This window comes from Actinacidiphila cocklensis (assembly GCF_907177275.1).
Classification (GTDB): domain Bacteria; phylum Actinomycetota; class Actinomycetes; order Streptomycetales; family Streptomycetaceae; genus Actinacidiphila; species Actinacidiphila cocklensis.
In genome coordinates, this window is record NZ_CAJSLV010000063.1 from 79,948 (window position 1) to 100,524 (window position 20,577).

Annotated in this window: 15 protein-coding genes and 1 pseudogene; 3 read left to right on the forward strand and 13 right to left on the reverse strand. The window is 72.3% G+C overall.

Features of this window, described 5'->3' with window-relative positions; all coding sequences use genetic code 11:
* Positions 1-146 precede the first annotated feature (146 nt).
* The 11 genes from NFU81_RS22700 to NFU81_RS22750 form a co-directional block, all read right to left on the reverse strand.
* Complete coding sequence (locus NFU81_RS22700) at positions 147-545, reverse strand: cytidine deaminase (RefSeq protein WP_251492792.1); 399 nt, start codon at positions 543-545, stop codon at positions 147-149.
* Complete coding sequence (locus NFU81_RS22705) at positions 542-1,828, reverse strand: ABC transporter permease (protein ID WP_251492795.1); 1,287 nt, start codon at positions 1,826-1,828, stop codon at positions 542-544. Before NFU81_RS22705 ends, NFU81_RS22700 begins: the two co-directional genes overlap by 4 nt.
* Positions 1,825-2,934 (reverse strand): ABC transporter permease, encoded by a 1,110-nt coding sequence (locus NFU81_RS22710; protein WP_251492797.1) that lies wholly within the window; start codon positions 2,932-2,934, stop codon positions 1,825-1,827. The genes NFU81_RS22705 and NFU81_RS22710 overlap by 4 nt, the downstream gene beginning before the upstream one ends.
* Complete coding sequence (locus NFU81_RS22715; RefSeq protein ID WP_340188950.1) at positions 2,931-4,556, reverse strand: ABC transporter ATP-binding protein; 1,626 nt, start codon at positions 4,554-4,556, stop codon at positions 2,931-2,933. The genes NFU81_RS22710 and NFU81_RS22715 overlap by 4 nt, the downstream gene beginning before the upstream one ends.
* A 215-nt stretch (positions 4,557-4,771) precedes the next feature.
* Positions 4,772-5,851: a BMP family lipoprotein gene (locus NFU81_RS22720; RefSeq protein ID WP_251492799.1), complete on the reverse strand. Its 1,080-nt coding sequence runs from the start codon at positions 5,849-5,851 to the stop codon at positions 4,772-4,774.
* A gap of 152 nt (positions 5,852-6,003) precedes the next feature.
* Positions 6,004-7,212: an amidohydrolase gene (locus tag NFU81_RS22725; RefSeq protein ID WP_251492801.1), complete on the reverse strand. Its 1,209-nt coding sequence runs from the start codon at positions 7,210-7,212 to the stop codon at positions 6,004-6,006.
* Positions 7,213-7,500: 288 nt separating this feature from the next.
* The gene (locus tag NFU81_RS22730; protein ID WP_251492803.1) at positions 7,501-9,084 is read right to left on the reverse strand and encodes a glycosyltransferase; all 1,584 of its coding nucleotides are present in this window, start codon (positions 9,082-9,084) and stop codon (positions 7,501-7,503) included.
* A 429-nt stretch (positions 9,085-9,513) separates the two neighbouring features.
* Positions 9,514-10,665 (reverse strand): hypothetical protein, encoded by a 1,152-nt coding sequence (locus tag NFU81_RS22735; RefSeq protein ID WP_251492805.1) that lies wholly within the window; start codon positions 10,663-10,665, stop codon positions 9,514-9,516.
* A 67-nt stretch (positions 10,666-10,732) separates the two neighbouring features.
* Complete coding sequence (locus NFU81_RS22740; RefSeq protein WP_251492806.1) at positions 10,733-11,677, reverse strand: N-acetylneuraminate synthase family protein; 945 nt, start codon at positions 11,675-11,677, stop codon at positions 10,733-10,735.
* A gap of 49 nt (positions 11,678-11,726) precedes the next feature.
* Positions 11,727-12,983: an acylneuraminate cytidylyltransferase gene (locus NFU81_RS22745; RefSeq protein WP_251492808.1), complete on the reverse strand. Its 1,257-nt coding sequence runs from the start codon at positions 12,981-12,983 to the stop codon at positions 11,727-11,729.
* A gap of 79 nt (positions 12,984-13,062) precedes the next feature.
* A complete protein-coding gene (locus NFU81_RS22750) occupies positions 13,063-14,361 on the reverse strand; it encodes a DUF6716 putative glycosyltransferase (protein WP_251492810.1) in 1,299 nt (432 codons plus the stop codon).
* A 185-nt stretch (positions 14,362-14,546) separates the two neighbouring features.
* Between NFU81_RS22750 and NFU81_RS22755 the strand changes: the two genes are divergently transcribed.
* Together NFU81_RS22755 and NFU81_RS22760 are read left to right on the forward strand one after the other, a co-directional pair.
* Entirely contained in the window at positions 14,547-15,578 is a 1,032-nt protein-coding gene (locus tag NFU81_RS22755) for a glycosyltransferase family 2 protein (protein ID WP_251492812.1), read from the forward strand.
* On the forward strand, positions 15,578-16,954 hold the full coding sequence (locus tag NFU81_RS22760; RefSeq protein WP_251492814.1) for an alpha-2,8-polysialyltransferase family protein: 1,377 nt from the start codon (positions 15,578-15,580) through the stop codon (positions 16,952-16,954). Before NFU81_RS22755 ends, NFU81_RS22760 begins: the two co-directional genes overlap by 1 nt.
* A 138-nt stretch (positions 16,955-17,092) precedes the next feature.
* Here NFU81_RS22760 and NFU81_RS22765 read toward each other — a convergent pair whose 3' ends face one another.
* The gene (locus NFU81_RS22765; protein ID WP_251492815.1) at positions 17,093-18,673 is read right to left on the reverse strand and encodes an acyl-CoA mutase large subunit family protein; all 1,581 of its coding nucleotides are present in this window, start codon (positions 18,671-18,673) and stop codon (positions 17,093-17,095) included.
* Between the two features lie 211 nt (positions 18,674-18,884).
* Here NFU81_RS22765 and NFU81_RS22770 point away from each other — a divergent pair, with 211 nt between their 5' ends.
* A complete protein-coding gene (locus tag NFU81_RS22770) occupies positions 18,885-19,808 on the forward strand; it encodes a L,D-transpeptidase family protein (RefSeq protein ID WP_251492817.1) in 924 nt (307 codons plus the stop codon).
* Between the two features lie 166 nt (positions 19,809-19,974).
* Here NFU81_RS22770 and NFU81_RS22775 read toward each other — a convergent pair.
* Positions 19,975-20,577: pseudogene (locus NFU81_RS22775) on the reverse strand (hypothetical protein); the annotation flags it as partial.

Consider the following 20,577-nt stretch of genomic DNA (forward strand, 5'->3'; position numbering starts at 1 on the left):
TCCTTGCGTGCGGTTCGGGGCGTCGGGCGGCCCGGCCCGGCGGGCGGGCGCTGGGGCCGGCCGGCGGCCGGTGGTGGTCGGGGCGGCGGTGGTCGGGGCGGCGGTGGTCGGGGCCGCGCCCGCCGGTACAGCGCGGGCGGCCCGTGCTACCGCTGGAGGTCGTCCGCCCCGAAGGCGTCGGGCAGGATCTCGCGCATCGGGCGCACCCCGGCCGCGGTGTCGACCAGCAGCGCGGGGCCGCCGTTCTCCCACAGCAGCTGGCGGCAGCGCCCGCACGGCATCAGCAGGTCGCCGTGCCGGTCCACGCAGCTGAACGCGGTGAGCCGGCCGCCGCCCGAGGCGTGCAGGGCGGAGACCAGGCCGCACTCGGCGCACAGCGCGACCCCGTAGGCCGCGTTCTCGACGTTGCAGCCGACGACCGTGCGCCCGTCGTCGACCAGCGCCGCGGCGCCGACCGGGAAGCCGGAGTAGGGCGCGTAGGCGCGCTCCATGACCTCCGTGGCGGCTTCCCGCAGCGCCTTCCAGTCGACGTCGTCAGGCGTCATCCGCCCTGTCCCTTCCGGTACGGCAGCCCGTCCGCCTTCGGCATCCGCAGCCGCTGCGAGAACAGGCCCATCACCAGCAGCGTGGCGACGTACGGCGAGGCCTGGACGACCTCGGACGGCACGGTGTCGGTGGTCATGTACCAGACTGCCAGCAGCACCGCGAAGCCGAGCGCGAAGCCCGCCGAGATGTACGCCTTGCGGACGTACTTCCAGATCGCCATGGCCAGCAGCAGCACCGCGAGCAGCAGGAGCAGCGCGTGCACCGAGTCGCTGCCGCTGCGCAGCTGGAGGCTGTCGGCGTAGCCGAACAGGCCCGCGCCCATGGCGAGGCCGCCGGGCCGCCAGTTGCCGAAGATCATCGCGGCGAGGCCGATGTAGCCGCGGCCGCTGGTCTGGCCTTCGAGGTAGAAGTGCGTGCCGATGGCCAGGAAGACGCCGCCGAGCCCGGCGAGGCCGCCGGAGACGGTCACGGCCACGTACTTGTACAGGTAGACGTTGACGCCGAGGGACTCCGCGGCCACCGGGTTCTCACCGCAGGAGCGCAGCCGCAGGCCGAAGGACGTACGCCACAGGACGAAGAACGTGCCGACGAAGAGCAGCACGGCCAGCAGCGTCAGCGAGGAGATGTTGGTGACCAGGCCGCCGACGATGCCGGCCAGGTCGGAGACCAGGAACCAGTGGTGCTTCTCCAGGCTGGACAGCTGGTGCGAGAGCCAGGGCACCGTGAAGGACTTGATGTCGTCGATGGGCGGCGACTGCTTGGGCGTGCCGCCCTCGGTGGCCGCCTGGCCGACGTTGAAGATCCGCTTGGCGAGATACGCGGTGACGCCCGCGGCCAGGATGTTCATCGCCACACCGGCGATGATGTGGTCCACGCCGAAGGTGACGGTGACGATCGCGTGCAGCAGGCCGCCCGCCATGCCGCCGAGGATGCCGGCGAGGACGCCCATCCACGGGCTGAGGCTCCAGCCGGCCCAGGCGCCGAAGAAGGTGCCGAGGATCATCATGCCTTCGAGGCCGATGTTGACCACGCCGGCCCGCTCGGCCCACAGGCCGCCGAGGCCGGCCAGCGCGATCGGTACGGCGCCGGTCAGCGCGCCGGCCATCTGCCCCGACGAGGTGACGTCGTCGGCGCCGGCGATGGCGCGGACGGCGGAGACCACGACCAGGACCGCGGCCACGATCAGCAGGATCACCGGGACGGAGAGCCTGGCCCTGCCGCCCTTGCCACCGGCGGTCTTGGCTGCGGCGGGCGGCGGGGTCTGGGTTGCGGTGGCAGTCACGCCGTCACCTCCTGCTTGTCGACGGAGCCGGCCGCGGCGAGTTCCGCGCCGACCTGGCGCTGCTGCCGCGTGAGGCCGTAGCGGCGTACGAGTTCGTAGGCGATGACGACGGCCAGCACGATGGCGCCCTGGATCACGCCCACGATCTCCTTGTCGTAGCCCTCGAACTCCAGCCCGTTGGAGGCGCGCTCCAGGAAGGCCCACAGCAGCGCGCCGATCGCGATGCCGATCGGGTTGTTGCGGCCGAGCAGGGCGACCGCGATGCCGGTGAAGCCGATGCCGGCCGGGAAGTCGGTGCTGAACTGGTAGGACTGGTTGAGCAGGGTGGACATGCCGACCAGGCCGGCCATGGCGCCGGAGATCAGCATGCTGACGATGACCATCTTCTTCACGCTCACGCCGCTGGCCTGCGCCGCGGACTCCGAGCGGCCCACCGAGCGCAGGTCGAAGCCGAAGCGGGTGCGGGAGAGCACGAACCAGTACAGGACGCCCGCGAGGCCGGCGAAGACGATGAAGCCGACGACCGGGTCGGTCTGGGTGGTGAAGTTGAACAGGTGGCTGCCGGACGGGATCGGCTTGGTGGTGACGGTGCTGGCCAGCTTGTCGGTCACGCCGAGTCTGCCGTCCTGCAGGAAGTAGCCGATGACGATGCCCGCGATCGAGTTCAGCATGATCGTCGAGATGACCTCGCTGACCCCGCGGGTCACCTTCAGCACGCCGGCGATCGCCGCCCACGCGGCGCCCACCACCATCGCGGTGAGGATGATGATCGGGATCTGGATGAAGCCGGGGATCGACATCGAGCCGCCGACCGCGGCCGCGAAGAACGCGGCGAGCCGGTACTGCCCGTCGACGCCGATGTTGAACAGGTTCATCCGGAAGCCGATGGCCACCGCGAGACCCGACAGGTAGTACGGGGTCGCCTTGTTGAGGATGTAGACCTGGCTGTCGGACTTGCTGCCGTAGGTCATCATCACGTGGAAGGCGTGGAAGGGCTCCTTGCCGCTGGCCAGCAGCACGAGGCCGGTGACGATCAGCGCGCCGAGGACGGCGAGCACCGGGGCGGCCAGGCCGAGCAGCGCCCGGTCCTTGTCGAACTTCTTCATCGGTCCTCTCCCCCGGCCGTCTCCGCCGCCGCCTCTTCGGGCTGCGCCTGCTTCGGTACGGCGGTGCCCGCCGCGGCCGGCTCGTGTTCCAGGTGGCCGGCGGCCGCTCCGGTCATGGCGGAACCCAGCTCCTCCGGGGTGATGGTGGCGGGGTCGGCGTCCGCGACCAGCCGGCCGCGGTACATCACCCGCAGCGTGTCGGACAGGCCGATCAGCTCGTCGAGGTCGGCGGATATCAGCAGCACCGCCAGGCCCTCGTGGCGTGCCGCCCTGATCTGGTCCCAGATCTGCGCCTGCGCGCCGACGTCCACGCCCCGGGTGGGGTGCGCGGCGATCAGCAGCTTGGGCAGGTGGCTCATCTCGCGGCCGACGATCAGCTTCTGCTGGTTGCCGCCGGAAAGCGACGCGGCGGTCACCTCGATGCCGGGGGTGCGGACGTCGTAGTCCGCGACGATCCGCTCGGTGTCGCGGCGGGCGGCGGCCGGGTCGATCAGGAACCCGCGGCTGTTGGGGCGCTCGGTGACGTGCCCGAGGATGCGGTTCTCCCACAGCGGCGCTTCCAGCAGCAGGCCGTGCCGGTGCCGGTCCTCGGGGATGTAGCCGATGCCGTCCTCGCGCCGGGCGCGGGTGGGCACCCGGGAGATGTCCCTGCCGTCCAGGGTGAGGACGCCCGCGTTCAGCGTGCGCATGCCCATCACGGCCTCGACGAGCTCGGCCTGGCCGTTGCCCTCGACGCCGGCGATGCCGAGGACCTCGCCCTTGTGGATGGTGAAGCCGATCTCGTCCAGGACCGTCCGCTCGACGCCGTCGGAGTCGGTCTCCGACAGCCGCAGGCCCTCGACGGTGAGCATCGGCTCGGTGGTGACGGTGGACTCGCGGGTCTCGGGCGACGGCAGCTCGCTGCCGACCATCAGCTCGGCGAGCTGCTTGGCGGTGGTGCTCTTCGGGTCGGCGTCGCCGACCGTGGTGCCGCGCCTGATGACGGTGATCGCGTCGGCGACCGAGAGCACCTCGCCGAGCTTGTGCGAGATGAAGATGACGGTCAGGCCCTCGGACTTCAGCCCGCGCAGGTTCTCGAAGAGCGCGTCGACCTCCTGCGGGACCAGCACCGCGGTCGGCTCGTCGAGGATGAGGATGCGCGCGCCGCGGTAGAGGACCTTGAGGATCTCCACCCGCTGCCGGTCGGCGACGCCCAGGTCCTCCACGAGCGCGTCGGGGCGCACGCCGAGCCCGTAGGCGTCGGATATCTCCTTGATGCGCGCGCGGGCGCGCCCGCCGATGCCGTACGCCTTCTCGCAGCCGAGGACGACGTTCTCCAGCACGGTGAGGTTGTCGGCGAGCATGAAGTGCTGGTGCACCATGCCGATGCCGCGGGCGATGGCCTCGCCCGGGTCGCCGAAGGCGACCTGCTCGCCGTGGATCGCGATGGTGCCCTCGTCCGGCTTCTGCATGCCGTAGAGGATCTTCATCAGGGTGGACTTGCCGGCGCCGTTCTCGCCCACGAGGGCGTGCACGGTGCCGCTGCGCACGGTGATGGCGATGTCGTGGTTGGCGACGACACCGGGGAACCGCTTGGTGATGCCGCGCAGCTCGACGGCGGGGGGACTCGTGGACGCGTTGATGGCGCACTCTCCTCGGGGGAAAGGCTCGGGCGGTGGTGGTGAAAGTATCGCGGCAAGATGACGCTACGCGCGTAGCGTCGGTTTTTCACAGCACGGGAACGTCACGGTCGGGCCGGTCCTGGGGCAAACCGGCCCGGACCGTGACCGAGGCCCGGAGGGGCTGCCGCAGCATCCCCGCCGGGCCTCGAAGGCCGTACAGGCTCATCCGCCGTGGGTCACGGGGTGGAGCTCACCTTGATCGCGCCCGAGACGATCTTCTGCTTCGCCGCGTCGATCTGGGCCTGGATGTCGGCGATGAAGCCACCGGTGGCGGACACCGAGACACCGCCGTTGGCCAGGTCGTAGGTGTTCGTGCCGACCTTCGGCTTGTTGTCCTTCTTCACCGAGTTGATCAGGTCGTACACCGCGACGTCGACGTTCTTGATCGCCGAGGTGAGGATGCTGTTCTTGTACTTCGCCAGGGCCGGGTCGTTGTACTGGTCGGAGTCCACACCGATCGCCCAGGCACCGGACTTGCCGGCGACCTTCTGGATCGAGCCGTCACCGGACAGGCCGGCGGCGGTGTAGATGACGTCGACGCCCTTGTCGAGCATGCCCTGGGCCTTGGCCGCCGCCGAGGTGGCGTCGTTGAAGCCGCGCGGGTCGGTCTTGTACAGGTACTCGCGGGTCAGCTGGACGCTGGGCTTGGTGTCCTTGACGCCCTGCGCGAAGCCGGCGTCGAAGGTGCCGATCAGGGTGTTCTGCACACCGCCGATGAAGCCGACCTTGCCGGACTTGCTCTTGAGCGCGGCCGCGACACCGGCCAGGTACGAGCTCTGCTCGGTCGCGAAGACCATGCTGTCGACGTTCGGCGCGTCGACGACCGAGTCGACCAGGCCGAAGGTGACGTTCGGGTACTTCTTGGCCATCTTCTCGACGGCGGGGCCGTAGGTGTAGCCCACCGCCACGACCGGGTTGTAGCCGGCCGCCGCCATCGAGTCCAGCCGCTGCTCGCGGTCCGACTCGGTCTCGCCGTTGCTGGCGGTAAGCTCCTTGGACTCCAGGTTCAGCTCACCGTCGGCCTTGTCCAGGCCGCGGGCAGCGGAGTCGTTGAAGGAGTGGTCGCCGCGGCCGCCGACGTCGTAGGCCATGCCGACGCCCTTGGCCTTGCTGCCCCCGCCGCTGGACGCGGTGCTGCTCCCGCCGCTCGACGGCTTTCCGCTGTCCGACGTGGTGCTGCTTCCGCACGCGGTCGCGGTCAGCGCGAGTGCCGCGGAGACCACACCCGCGGCAGCGATCTTGGATACCCGGCGCAAGAGGGTCCCCTTCGGTTGGAGCGCCCCGTCCGGCGCTGGCTAAGCGGGAGCTTAACGCGCGTAGATGTCAGGTAAAGACCGAATGAAGGCCCGTTATCGGATCGACGCATTTCCGCTGGGTGAAGCCCCGGTAGCCGAGGCCTCACCCGGTGTCAGACCAGCAGCGCAACCCCGGTGAAGAGCTCCACGCCGACGGTGATCGCGCCCTCGTCCGCGTCGAAGTCGCCCTGGTGCAGGTCCCGCTTCGCGGTGTCGCCCACCGGCCGCACCCCGAGCCGGGCGAGCGCGCCGGGCACCTGCTCCAGGTACCAGGAGAAGTCCTCGCCGCCGAGGCTCTGCTCGGTGTCCTCCACCGCGTGCAGCCCGCGCCGCGCGGTCATCGCGTCGCGCAGCATCTCGGTCGACACCGCCTCGTTCACCACCGGCGGCACCCCGCGCTGGTAGGTGATCTCGCACTTGGCGCGGTACATGGCGGCGACCTGGTCGATCACCTCGTGCACCAGGTCGGGCGCCTCGTGCCAGGCCACCAGGTCCAGGCAGCGGACGGTGCCCTCCAGCTCGGCGTGCTGCGGGATGACGTTCGCCGCGTGGCCGGCCGCGATACGGCCCCACACCACGCTCAGGCCCGAGCGCGGGTCGGCGCGGCGGGTCAGCACCACCGGCAGCTCGGTGGCCAGCTTGGCGGTGGCCATCACCAGGTCGGTGGTCAGGTGCGGGCGGGCGCTGTGCCCGCCGGGTCCGTCCAGGGTGAGCAGCAGCTTGTCGGCGGCCGAGGTGATCGGCCCCTGCCGCAGGCCGATCCTGCCGACCTCGACCTTGGGGTCGCAGTGGACGGCGAAGATACGTTCCACCCCGTCCAGCACGCCGGCCTTCACCGCGTCCAGCGCACCGCCCGGCATGACCTCCTCGGCGGCCTGGAAGACCAGCCGTACCGGCCGCGGCAGCCGCCCCTGCGCCGCCAGCCCGGCCAGCACCAGGCCGGCACCCAGCACCACGGAGGTGTGCACGTCGTGCCCGCAGGCGTGCGCCTGGCCCTCGACGGTCGAGCGGTACTCGACGTTCTTGGTGTCCGGCACCGGAAGGGCGTCGATGTCCGCGCGCAGCGCCAGCCGCCCGCGATCGGGGTCGTCGGCGCCGATGTCGCACATCAGCCCGGTCCCGCCGGGCAGCACCACCGGGTTCAGCCCGGCCTGCGCCAGCCTGGCCCTGATCTTCTCGGTGGTCCTGAACTCCTGCCGGCTCAGTTCCGGGTGCCGGTGCAGGTCGCGGCGGAACGCGACCAGTTCGTCGCGCAGTTCTTCGGACAGCGCACCGGACGGCGCTGTGGGTGAGTCGTTCACCCCAGTCAGGGTAGGCCCCATGACCGGCTCCTCTGGGCTGATCGGACAAGAATAAGTGCGGCTGGAGGAGAAGAAGTCGCCCGATCGGCGCATACCCGGTCATCCTCAGGGGTATGTCCACCCTTTTGGGGTTCGGACATGAACACACCCATACTCGCTCAACGAGCGGCCGCCCGCGAGGCAACGCGCGCCTCGCCGCAGGCACCGCTGTGACGCATGCCGCCGGTGCGGCGGCTGGGGCCAAACCTACGGCACGGGTGTTACGGCGACATGGCGCGCGCGGCCCGGCTTCCGCGGGCGGCGCGCGCCCTACGACGGGCCGAGCAGGCGGGCGTAGAGGTCCAGGAGCGGGGCGGACTCGGTCTGCCAGGACCATTCGCGCAGCACGTCGACGCGGTCGTACGCCTTCCGGTAGCGGCGCGGGTTGGTCAGCACCGCGCCGACCGCGCGGACGAAGTCGGCGGTGTCGCCGGCCCGGAAGACCTCGCCGTTGCCCAGCTCCAGCGTCGCCGCGGCCATCGCGCGCACATCGCTGACCACCACCGGCAGCCGGGCGTGGGCGTACTCGAAGTAGCGGGTGGCCAGCACCGACTGGTGGTGCGGGAGCTTGTGCACCGGCAGCACCCCGATGTCGGCCGACGCCAGGAAGGCCGGGATCTCCGCGACCGGGACGTACGGCAGGACGTGCAGCCGGGCGTCCACGCCGAGCTCGGTGGCACGCCGGCGCAGCGCCGCCAGGTCGGGGTGGGCCGGGTCGGGGACGACGAAGGCCGCGTGCAGGTCGTACAGCTTGGGCAGCGCCTCGATGACGGTGGCGGGACCCCGGTCGGGGGTGAGCGGACCGGTGTGGACCAGCAGCGGCACGTCGGGCGCCAGCCGGCAGCGGTCGCGTACGCCGTGCGGGTGCCGGTTCGTGGCCGCGGCCATCGGCGGGGCGTTGCGCACCACCGCGGGGGTCGCCGCCAGCCGGTGCCGGTCCCGCAGCTCGCGGGCCAGGCCCTCGCCGACGGTGACGACGCCGTCCGCCTCGCGGGCGAACGACCGCTCGTGCGCGTCGCTCGCCACGGCCGCCCTGCGGTTCGCGGCCGGGGTGCGGGGCGGGGCGTCCCACACCACCTCGATGCGGTGCCCGCCGCCCTCCGCGCGCAGCGCGGCCCTGATCGCGACGCCCAGCGCCCGGTGGCCCAGCGCGTGGATGAGGTGCGGGCGCACCTCGTCGAGCACCGGCCCGTACGCGACCTCCTCGTCGAGCAGGCCCGGGTCGAGCCGGCGCCACGCCCTGCGGCCGAGCAGCAGCCTCGTGACGTCGGTCATCAGGTTGTCCAGCCGTGCGTCGGGGCTGCGGCGGCGGCGTACCGCGGCGAGGTACTGCGCCGCCCGCATCCGGGTCCAGCCGGCCCGCACGCCGTAGCGCAGCCAGGCCAGCGCGTGGCCGCACCGGGCGAGCGCGAGCAGTGGCAACGGGCGGTGCACCAGGTTCAGTTCGGCCCCCCGGGTCACCAGCAGCGCGCGGGCCGCGGTGACCCGCACGGTGCGGTGGTCGTGGGCGCCGGCGCTGCGGTACGCCAGCGGCCAGCGCAGGCCCGGGCGCGGGCGCCGCACCCGGTGGTTGCCCAGCACGCCCTGGACGACGACCTCCCGCACGGCGGTGCCGCGCGGCGCGACGGTCGCGGGCGCCTGGCCCACGATCGTGACGCGGTAACCCGCGGCCTGTGCGGCCGCCGCCACTCTCAGCGCTCGGGAGTCGCCGTCGACGCCGCCGCTGGTGACGACCGCGACATCGCGTGCGGCGTGCGCCGCAGGCGCGGAGTTCTCCGGGTCCGCGTCCCGGTCTGGGCTCTGGCTTCCGCCAGGAGTGTGCACTGGCATGGTGCCGCGTAAAGATCCCGCCATTCCCGCACCTTGTCCTACGGAGTTGATCAACGGGTTACGTCCGGTTGGACGCTGGGCGAACTGGCCGTCGGCCGAGCGTACGCCACGGCTTCGGCTTCGGGGGTGCGTGCACCTTGCGGTGGGCTGCTTACGTGCGGCGCCGTCGTGGCCGGGCGCGCCGTTCCGCCCCCAGAGCTTCGCCTGGGGGTACCCTCAGCGCCCCTTCAGGTCCTGCCCCTTGCGGTGCGGTGCTCGTCTGCCGCGCCGTCATGGCTGGGCGCGCAGTTCCCCGCGGCCTGCGTCCTCCTGCGCACCTGGCAGGGGTGCCCTCCGCGCAGAGGGTGACCGTTTTTCAGGGGCGCGTGGGGGTGCCCCCAGGCGAAGTTGGGGGGCGGAACCGCGCGCGCAACCGGCCGCGGGGGAAAGGCGATCGCCCACCGCAAGGGGCTGTCACGTCGTTGCGCGGGGAACCGCCGGAGGCAGGTTGTGGAGGTCGCGGGCTGAGTGGGTGATGTCCGCGAGGAAGGTGTGGGCGCGGGGGGCCGCGGAGGCGGTGAGCCAGGCGGGGTCGATGTCGACGACGGTCACCCCGATGCCCGTACCGTCGAGCACGAGCGGCAGCGTATGGACGACCGTCGAGGGGAACGAGAGCACCTGGCGGCCGGTGGGACCGCGGCGGGCGACCAGTTCGAGCGGCAGGTCGGGGCGGACGATCTCCAACCCCGTCTCGGCGGCCAGCCGGTGGAGCTTGTCCGGCGCCTCCTTCCGGTGCGCGAAGTACCGCTTCGCCCCGTAGCTGACGGCCAGCTCGGCGACCACCGCCGCGTAGTGCCCGGGGTCCACGACCCCGGTCTCGACCAGCGACGTCCCGATCAGGTCGGTGCCGTCGAGCACGCGCGGCGGCCCGAAGCGGCTGCGGGTCCACGCGAAGCGGTTGGTGCGCAGCGCCATTCCGGCGGGCGGCGTCGCGGGCATGGCGCTGAAGAGTTCGACGTGCCGCCGCCCGCCGGGGGTCAGCCGGCGTCTGGCGGCGGACGCGAAGACCCCGAAGGCCGCGTCCACCGGTGAGCGCCGCCGCCCGCTGCGGTGCCACCGCACCAACCGCCCGCCGCGGGACAGGATCTCGGTGAACTCCATCGTGGCGGTGCCGTCGTCCACCACCGTCAGCCGCCTGGCGCGGCACAGCGGCAGCAGCACCTGCACCAGCCGGGAGAAGGGGTCGCCGATCACCAGCAGCTTGACCCGCATCAGCAGCGGCGCCAGCGCGACCGCGGTGCGCAGCAGGCCGCCGCGGCCGCCGCGGGCCTCGTACCAGCGGACCACCGCGCCCTCGTCGCGGGCGAGTTCGGCCATCCGCCGCAACTGGCCGCGGCTGGTCGGGTCGGCGGGCGAGAGCACCACGACGGTCAGCGGCAGCGCGGCCTGCTCGCGTACCGGAGCGCCGTCGTGCGCATGGCCGTCGCGGGCGGCGGGGATCGCGGGCGGATGTATGTGCGCCCACTCCAGGACGTTGAGCAGCTGAACGGGCGACTCGACCAGCGCTACGGCCCCGGTGCCCGGTCGGGGCATCGGAAGGGTGCCGGAGGCGGGGGTGTCGGTCATCGACGCGTTCCTTGTCCTCACTCGTTGTGGTCCTGGTGTTCTCCGCCGCCCGTACGCTGCCGGGCGGTCAGACCGCGGCGGTCTCGGACTCGGCCTCGGCCTCGGCGATCACGCCGGCGACCCGGCGCAGCTTCTTCATCGGGCCCAGCTCGCCGTCGTAGACCTTCTTGACGCCGTCGCCGAGCGAGGTCTCGATGATGCGGATGTCGCGGACCAGCCGCTCCAGTCCCTGCGACTCGACGGAAGCAGCCTGGTCGGAGCCCCACATGGCGCGGTCGAGGGTGATGTGCCGCTCGACGAAGACCGCGCCGAGCGCGACGGCCGCCAGCGTGGTCTGCAGGCCGACCTCGTGGCCGGAGTAGCCGACGGGCACGTTCGGGTACTCGTTCTGCAGGGTGTTGATCATCCGCAGGTTCAGCTCTTCGTGCTTGGCCGGGTACGTCGACGTGGCGTGGCAGAGCACGATGTTGTCGCTGCCCAGAACCTCGACGGCGTGCCGGATCTGGCGGGGCGTCGACATGCCGGTCGACAGGATCACCGTGCGGCCGGTGGCGCGCAGCGCGCGCAGCAGGTCGTCGTCGGTCAGGCAGGCGGAGGCCACCTTGTGCGCGGGCACGTCGTACTTCTCCAGGAAGGCGACGGACTCCACGTCCCACGGCGACGCGAACCAGTCGATGCCGCGCTTGCGGCAGTACTCGTCGATCGAGCGGTAGCCGTCCTCGTCGAACTCGACGCGGTGCCGGTAGTCGATGTACGTCATGCGGCCCCACGGGGTGTCCCGCTCGATCTCCCACTGGTCGCGCGGGGTGCAGATCTCCGGGGTGCGCTTCTGGAACTTGACCGCGTCGCAGCCCGCGGCGACGGCCGCGTCGATCAGGGCGAACGCGTTCTCCAGGTCGCCGTTGTGGTTGATGCCGATCTCGCCGGTGACGTACACGGGCTGGCCGTTGCCGATGTGGCGGGAGCCGACCGGGCGGAGATTGGAGGGGAGGGAAGCGAGAGGAGAGGTCACGGGGGAGTTCCTTACGGTTTTCGGGACTGACGGGGGTGAGGTGGCCGGGTCAGCGGGCCAGAGTGGGGCCGAGCAGCCACGCGGCGATCTCGCGGATCGCTCCGTGGCCGCCCTCGGCCGTGGTGATCGCGCGGGCCGCGGCCCGTACGACGTCGTGGGCCTGCGCGACGGCGACGGGCCAGCCGACCAGCCCGAAGCACGGCAGGTCGTTGACGTCGTTGCCGGCGTAGAGCACCCGCTCGGGCGCGATGCCGTTCTCCTCGCACCACTGCTTGAGCGCGAGGTCCTTGCGGTCGATGCCGTGCAGGACGGGGACGTCGAGCTTCCGCGCCCGTGCGGCGACGACCGGGTTGGTCTCGGTGGACAGGATGAGGACGGGAAGTCCCGCACGGCGCAGGGCCGCGATCCCGAGCCCGTCACCGCGGTGCACGGTGACGGCCTCATGTCCGTCCGAATCGATCAGCACCCGGTCGTCGGTCTGGGTGCCGTCGAAGTCCAGTACGACCGCGTCGACGTCGTCGCGGGTCGGAGTGGCCGCCGTCGGGTCGAGCAACGGGGCCAGGGCGCGGGCGCGTTGGAGGTCGGCGGGCTCGTCGATCTCCAGCACCTTCGCGGGGTCGGTGCGCACCAGGGCGGTCCGCCCGAAGAAGCGGTGGCCCGCGGCGCGGAAGCCGGGGGCGCGCATGGCGTAGGCGGTGCCGGTCTCCAGCAGGTCCTGCGGGCGGTCCTGGCGGCGCGGGCGGGTGGCCTTGTCGTGGTTGACGCCGTGCGCTGAGCCGCCCGCGGCACCCTCGGCGCCCTCCGTGCTCTCCGCGCCCTCACGCCAGATGAAGCCGTGGAAGGGGGCGACGGTGTGGGCGGTGTCGGCGCCGTCGTCGAGGACCGCGGCCACGACGCCGTCGATCTCGTCGGAGGTGATGAACGGGCTGGTGCACTGGACCAGCAGCACCACGTCGGTGCTGCCGCCGGCCATGGCCTCGTGCGCGTCCATCGCGTGCAGCACCGCGGCCTCGCTGGTCGCGGTGTCGCCCGCGATGGCGACCGGCCGCAGGACGACCTCGGCGCCCGCGGTGCGGGCGGCCTCGGCGATCGAGGGGTCGTCGGTCGACACGACGACGGCGCCGACCCGCCTGGCCCGTACGCACGCGCGCACCGCCCGCGCCACCAGCGGCACCCCGCCGACCGGCGCGAGGTTCTTGCCCGGCACCCCCTTGGACCCGCCCCGGGCGGGGATGACCGCCAGCACGCGGGCGCCGGCCTGCTCTGTTCCCGCCGTTTCCGCCGGCGGGCGACGTGTCTCACTCATGGGGTGACTCCTGTCGTACGTACGGCTCTTGTGCGGTTCCGCCGGTGGCCGGGCCTGCCCGGCAGGGGCGCCGGCCGCCTCACAGCTGGCCCCAGCGGCGGATGGTGGGGGCGACGCGCTGGACTCCCTGGCGGTACGCCGTGCGCGCGGAGTTGCGGACGAACTCGCGGACCGCCTGGCGGACCGGTCCTGCCTCGCGGGGGGCGAAGCCGGCGATCGGCTCGCCCTTGGGGGTCAGGCCGTGGCGGGCGAGGATGCCGGGGAGGTAACCGGGGGCGGTGCGCAGCGTGTAGTAAGGGGACAGCGCCGGGAGTTCGGCCAGGTCGAGCAGCGCCGTCACCCGGCCGCGCAGCGCGGCATAGGGGGCGCTGCCGGCGACGCCGTGGGTGGAGGTCCAGTCCTCGGAGGCCCGCGGCAGCCGCCCGTCGTCCAGCTCGTCCCACGAGGCGTAGCAGCCGGAGCCCAGGAAGTGGTGGTTGCCCAGGGACTCGCGGATGCCGAGGTCGGTCAGTACCGCGGTCGGGATGCCGCGGTGCAGCGATTCGAGCGCCGCGGTGGAACTCACCGTCACCAGCAGGTCGGTGCGGTCCAGGACCTCGGCCATGTTGCCGTAGACCAGGCGCAGGTTCTCCGGCGGATCGAGGGCGGCGACCAGCTTCTGGTAGGGCTGCTCCTCGATGTGGGTGGTGTGCTCGCCCGGCTTGCTGCGGAGCTTGACCAGCACCTCGCGCGACGGGTGCAGCCGGGCGTGGCCGACCGCCCGCCGCAGCAGGTGCTGCCGGTCGGCGCGGCCGTCGGGCACGGAGGGCTGCACCGCGAAGGTGACGGTGAACGGCCGGCTCTCGTCGGCCCGGTAGGGCTCGCCGCCGAGGAAGGGCAGCGCGGTCTCCACGATGCTGCCGGTGCGGTAGCCGACGCCGTCGTAGACGTCCCTGAACCGCCGTGCGTCGTCGGCGCTGTTGGCCAGGACGACGTCGGCGCCGGCGCGCAGCAGCAGGCCGTCGGCGAGCTTCTCGTAGACCACGCCGACGTATCCGGTGACGACGACCGGCCGGCGGTCGCTGCCCTGCCAGGCGCGGGACAGGCCGTGCAGCAGCGCCTGGACGGTGCCGCCGACGCACGAGACGACCAGGACGTCGCAGGTGCCGGCGTGCGTCTCCGCCAGGATCTCGGCCATCGTCGACTCGGTCATCGAGTCGGCGGGGATGCCGAGTTCGGCGAGCTGCCGCGGTGTGGGAGTGGCCCGGCCGCGGAGCAGCCGCGCGTCGAGGCGGGCATCGGGGTCGATGCGGCGCGCGGTCAGCGCACCCCATTTCCACCGGGTGTCCGAGTCGGCGATCACGGTGACCCGCAGGGGTCCTGACTTACGTTCTGGCACACGCCGACAGTAGGAAGCAGGCGGGTGGAATGCACTAATCGCAGGACAACAGGAGGTAAACAGAATGCCGCTACTTCGCGAGTACGCCGGCGTATTCCGTCAATCACCTGCTGGCCATTTTCCGTTTACCCAAACGTTCCCCGCCCGCCCTTCATGCCGCCATGCGACACCTTAGGATTCGGCGGGTGGTCAAGCTCTCCGTCATCGTGCCCTTTTTCAATGTGCAGCCTTTCGTGCCTGACGCACTGCACAGCCTCCGGGCCAACGCCCGCCCGGACTACGAGTTTCTGCTGATGGACGACGGGTCGACCGACCGGACGCCCCAGCTGCTGGAAGAAGGGGTACGTACGCTCCCCGGAGCGCGCATCATCCGCCGCGAGCACACCGGGGTGTCGGCGCTCCGCAACGCCGGCATCGACGAGTCACGCGGCCGCTACGTGACGTTCATGGACGGCGACGACTGGCTCGCGCCCGGCTACCTGCCGCAACTGGTCGCCGCCATGGACGACCTGGACGTGGACTTCGTCCGTACCGACCACCTCAAGTGCACCGGCAGCAAGCGCAACATCATGCGCGCGCCGCACGGCCGCCGCAACGCCAGGCTCGATCCGCGCGACGCCGTGCTGCCCGCCGACCGGCCCGCGCTGGTCGACTACGCCTACTGCTGGGCCGGCGCCTTCCACCGCCGCATCGTCGACGAGGGCATCGTCCACTTCCCGACCGACCTGCGCACCGCCGAGGACCGGCCGTGGACCTGGCAGCTGCACCTGGGCGCGCGGAGCTGCGCGGTGCTCGACCTGATCGGGGTGCACTACCGGCGCGGGGTCACCACCTCGCTCACCCAGATCAGCGACGAGCGCCAACTGGACTTCGTCCGCGCCTCGGAGCGGATCTTCTCGATGCTCGCCAACGACAAGGACGGCGACCGCTTCCTGCCCAAGGCGGTCCGCCAGTTCTGCGCGCTGATCGTCTTCCACCTCGACCAGATCGACCGCTTCGAGCCGGCCATGGCCCGCCGCCTCAAGGCGACCTGCGCCGCCGCGCTGGGCCGGGTGCCGTCCGACGTGCTCAACGGGGTGCTCGACTCGATGGACCTGGAGCGCAGCGCGAAGATCCGCCGGCTGCGCTGGCGCTTCGGCGGCAGATCGGAGGCCCCCGATGCGGAGGTCGACGACGTGCAGGACAACGCCGGCACTCCCGGTGCGGTGGTCGCGTGATGGCCGGCACCCGTGGGCACACCCAACTCCTGCTCGCCTCCACGCTCTACGGCGCCGCGACGCTCGCCGCCGCGATCGACGCCGGCGCGCTGCCGGCCGCCGACCGCCGCATCCTGGTGGTCAGCAACAACTCCTCGGTACCCGAGACGTCAGAACGCCTGGACCAGGCACCGGGATTCGGTGCGCTGCGCGGGCGCTTCGACCAGGTGGTGTCCTGGAACGAGGCCATCTCACCGATGCACCCCAGCGACTGGTCGCCCGGCTCGGACGACATCCCGCTGTGGCAGCGCTACTTCCGGCTGCTGTGGGCGCTCGGCGACGACAGCCTCGACCTGGTCGTGGAGTCCCTCCAGGTCGCGCCCGCCCTGTCGTTCGCGCAGGTCTTCCTCGGCTCGCCGATCACCGTCTACGCCGACGGCCTGATGTCGTACGGGCCGACGCGCAACAAGCTGGGGCTGCTGGTCGACACCAGGATCGACCGGCTGCTGCACCTGGACCTCGTGCCGGGACTGGAGCCGCTGCTGCTCACCGAGTTCGGGGTGCCCTCGCAGGTGGTCCCGAGCGAGGACTTCACCAAGGTCCTGGGCGAGGTCGCCGAGGCGGCGGCTGACGCCGGCGGCGACGACCTGGACGCCCTGCCGCGCGACGCCGCGCTGCTGCTCGGGCAGTACCTGTCGGCGCTGGGCATACTCACCGCGGAAGAAGAGGAAGAGCTGCACCTGTCGATGGTGCGCGGCGCCGTCGCGCTCGGCCACCGGCAGATCGTCTTCAAGCCGCACCCGACCGCGCCGGCCCACTGGACCGAGCCGCTCACCGCGGAAGCGGCCAGGCTGGGCGCGGAGTTGACGGTGCTGGACACCCCGGTGCTGGCCGAGGTGGTCTACCAGAAGTGCCGTCCCGCCCTGGTGGCCGGCTGCTTCTCCACCGCGCTGCTCACCGCGTCGGTGCTGTACGGCATCCCGGTGGCGCGTACCGGCACCCGGCTGCTGCTCGACCGCCTGGCGCCGTACCAGAACAGCAACCGGATGCCGGTCACGATCGTGCACGCCACGCTGCCCGACCTGGCCGACGCCGCCGCGGTCCGCGCCTGGTCGCCGCCGTCGCCGGAGCGGGTGGCCGCGGAACTGACCCCGCTGCTGCACACCGTGGGCTACTGCATGCAGTCCCAGGCCCACCCGCGGCTGCGGGACGAGGCCGTGGCCTGGCTCGGCGCGAACCTGTCCGCGGAGACCTGGCCCTACTTCAAGCGGCGGCGGCTGACGTCGCTGGGGCTGCCCGGTGCGGTCCCCGCGCGGCTGGCGTTCGTGCCCCGCAACCGCACCGTCCGCCGGGTCGCCCGCCGCGCCCGCGCCCTCAAGAAGGCCGCACTCGGATGAGTCCGCACGTCCCCGGCCAGGCGGGTCGTCGCCGGGCGCGGCCCGGCTGGTGCACCTGTCGGTGGAGCGCGCTCCCGCGCGGCGGCCGGGGCGGACGGTGAACCGCCCGCCGGCCGCGGCCGCGCGGAGCACGGAGCGTCAGAAGGCGTCGGTCGGCACGTAGGTGCCCCACACCTCGCGCAGCGCGTTGCACACCTCGCCGACCGTGGCGCGGGCGCGCAGCGCGTCCTTCATCGGGTAGAGGACGTTGTCGCTGCCCGCGGCCGCCTTCTGCAGCGCGGCCAGGGCGGCGTCCACCGCGTCCTGGTCGCGGGCCGCCCGTAGCCCGCCGAGCCTGGCCGCCTGCTGCGCCTCGATCGCCGGGTCCACCCGCAGCGGCTCGTACGGCTCCTCTTCGTCGAGCTTGAAGCGGTTGACGCCGACCACCACCCGCTCGCCCGCGTCGGTCTCCAGGGCGATGCGGTACGCGTTCCGCTCGATCTCGCCCTTCTGGAAGCCGTGCTCGATCGCCGACACGGCGCCGCCCAGCTCCTCGACCTTGGCCATCAGCTCGACGGTGGCCGCCTCGACCTCGTCGGTCAGCTTCTCCACCACGTAGCTGCCCGCGAACGGGTCCACGGTGGCGGTCACGTCGGTCTCGTAGGCCAGCACCTGCTGGGTGCGCAGCGCGAGCCTGGCCGACTTGTCGGTGGGCAGCGCGATGGCCTCGTCGAAGGAGTTGGTGTGCAGCGACTGGGTGCCGCCGAGCACCGCCGCCAGGCCCTGGACGGCGACCCGCACCAGGTTGACCTCGGGCTGCTGCGCGGTGAGCTGCACACCCGCGGTCTGGGTGTGGAAACGCAGCATCAGCGACTTGGGATTCTTCGCGCCGAACTCCTCGCGCATCACCCGCGCCCAGATCCGCCGGGCCGCCCGGAATTTCGCGACCTCCTCCAGGATCGTGGTGCGCGACACGAAGAAGAACGACAGCCGCGGAGCGAAATCGTCCACATCCATACCGGCGGCGACCGCGGTGCGCACGTATTCGATTCCGTCGGCGAGCGTGAAGGCGATCTCCTGCGCCGGTGAGGCGCCGGCTTCCGCCATGTGGTAGCCGGAGATCGAAATGGTGTTCCACTTCGGGATCTCGGCCCTGCAGTACGCGAAGATGTCCGCGATCAGCCGCAGCGACGGCTTCGGCGGGAAGATGTACGTGCCCCGCGCGATGTACTCCTTCAGCACGTCGTTCTGGATCGTGCCGGTCAGCCGGTCGGCGGACACTCCCTGCTCCTCGCCGACGAGCTGGTAGAGCAGCAGCAGCAGCGCGGCGGGCGCGTTGATCGTCATCGACGTGGACACCTTGTCCAGCGGGATGCCGTCGAAGAGCACCAGCATGTCGTCGATCGAGTCGATGGCGACGCCGACCTTGCCGACCTCGCCGTGCGCGATGGGCGCGTCCGAGTCGTGGCCCATCTGGGTGGGCAGGTCGAAGGCGACCGACAGGCCCATGGTGCCGTTGGCGATCAGCTGCTTGTAGCGCGCGTTGGACTCCGAGGCGGTGCCGAAGCCGGCGTACTGGCGCATCGTCCAGGGCCGTCCGGTGTACATCGACGGGTAGACCCCCCGGGTGAACGGGTACCCGCCGGGCTCGCCGAGCTTCTCCGCCGGGTCCCAGTCCCCCAGCGCCTCCGGGCCGTAGACCGGCTCGATCGGCAGGCCGCTTTCCGACTCGCGCGTCATGCTTCACGCCTCCGCAGTGCTGGTGGGGTGGGGTTGGGGGGGCTCCCGCCACGGACTGTAGCGGCGGGCGTGCACGCCGTGCACCGCTGCGGGCTGGGACCTTCCTCACAGTCCGCCGTTCGTCCCCGAGTCTCTACCAAGGGTGCCGCAACCGTGCGCCCCGGAAACGTGTCTAGGGGTGCACAAGGGCTGACACAGGGGGATGAGAGGTATGACGGCAGACAGGAACAGACGCAGACGGCGGGTCTCGGTGGCGGTGGCGGCGGCCGGCGCGGCGCTCGCCATGGCGGTGCTCGCCGCGTGCGGCCCGCAGGACACCGGGGCCGGCCAGAAGCCGCCGGCCGCCACCACGGCGGGCACGACCGCGGCCGGCACCACCGCACCGGCCACCAGCGACGCGGCACCGACCACCGCGCCGCCCACGACCGCACCCGCCACCGAGCCGCCGACCACCGCGGCCACCCCGTCGGCCACGCCGACGACGACGAAGCCGCCGGTGGAGCAGGCCGTGATGAAGGTCGGCGCGAACAGCTCGCAGGTCCGTGAGCTGCAGGCCAGGCTCGGCCAGCTGCACCTGTTCTCGCGGAACCCGACCGGCTACTACGGCAGCGTCACCGAGCACGCGGTGCGCGACTTCCAGGAGCGGCACGGGCTGTCCGTGACCGGCAGCGTCAGCCAGGCCACCTGGTCCAGGCTGCGGTCACTGACCCACCAGCCGACCCACAAGGAGCTGTACCCGCCGATCCCGGCCAAGCCGGCCGGCAAGCTGGACGCGCGCTGCCTGACCGGGCGCACGCTGTGCATCAGCAAGACCAGCCGCACCCTGTCGTGGGTGGTGGACGGCAAGGTGCAGGCCACCATGGACGTCCGCTTCGGATCGCAGTACACCCCGACCCGCGAGGGCCTGTTCCATGTGAACTCCAAGAGCCGCGACCACGTCTCGACGATCTACCACTCGTCGATGCCGTACGCGATGTTCTTCAGCGGCGGCCAGGCGGTGCACTACTCGTCGGACTTCGCCGCCCGCGGTTACGCCGGGGCGTCGCACGGCTGCGTCAACGTCCGGGACAAGGCCGCGATCGCGAGGCTCTTCGACCAGGTGCGGGTCGGCGACAAGGTCGTCGTCTACTGGTGAGCCCGGACGTACGGGTGAGGCCGCAAGGGGAGGAGCGCGGCCGGGCAGGGGGAAATGCGCCCGGCCGCGCTCCGTAGTGCCCGAACCCGATACGGGGAGAACCGGGGTCAGGAGGGCCGATGACCAGTCGGCCTTACTCCCTACAGCGCACGGACCGTCAGAAGTGTCACCTGCCCGGCGCCCGTGACGCGGGGCGCCGCCCGGGGCGGGAGTGGCGCGGGCCGGCGCCGGCGCCGGCGCGGGCCTTGCCCGGCTTTCCGGCCCGGTCCTGCGCCGCCTTGTCCGCCATGTTGTCCTTGCCCGCGTTGTCGGGGCCGGTGACCGCGCCGCCGCCGTGCCCGTCCTTGCGGCCCTTGCCGCCGAAGTGCCCGCAGCCGTGGTCCTGGCCCTGGCCGAATCCGTGACCCCCGGTGCGGCCGAATCCCCCGGTCCTGCCGGTGCCGCTGCCGGTGCCGCTGCCCGTGCTGTGCTCGTCGGCGCCGCTGCGCACCGGCGGCGTCAGGGGGTTGGCGCCGCCCATGCCGGGGGCGGCGGTCCACGGCCCGGCCGTCGTGCCGTCCGTCGCCACCGCCGCGGGCGGCCTGGTGTCCTGCGGCGCGTTCCCCGCGCCCTCCCCCGGGGCGAACGACCGGGTGACCGCGGCCATCCCCACCGCGACCCCGCCGAGCGCCAGCGCGGAGACCACCGCCGCGGCCATCATGCGCGGCCGCCGTACCGCGAACGCGGTGCGCAGCGCGGCCAGCGGGCCGCCGCGCGCCCTGCCGCGGGC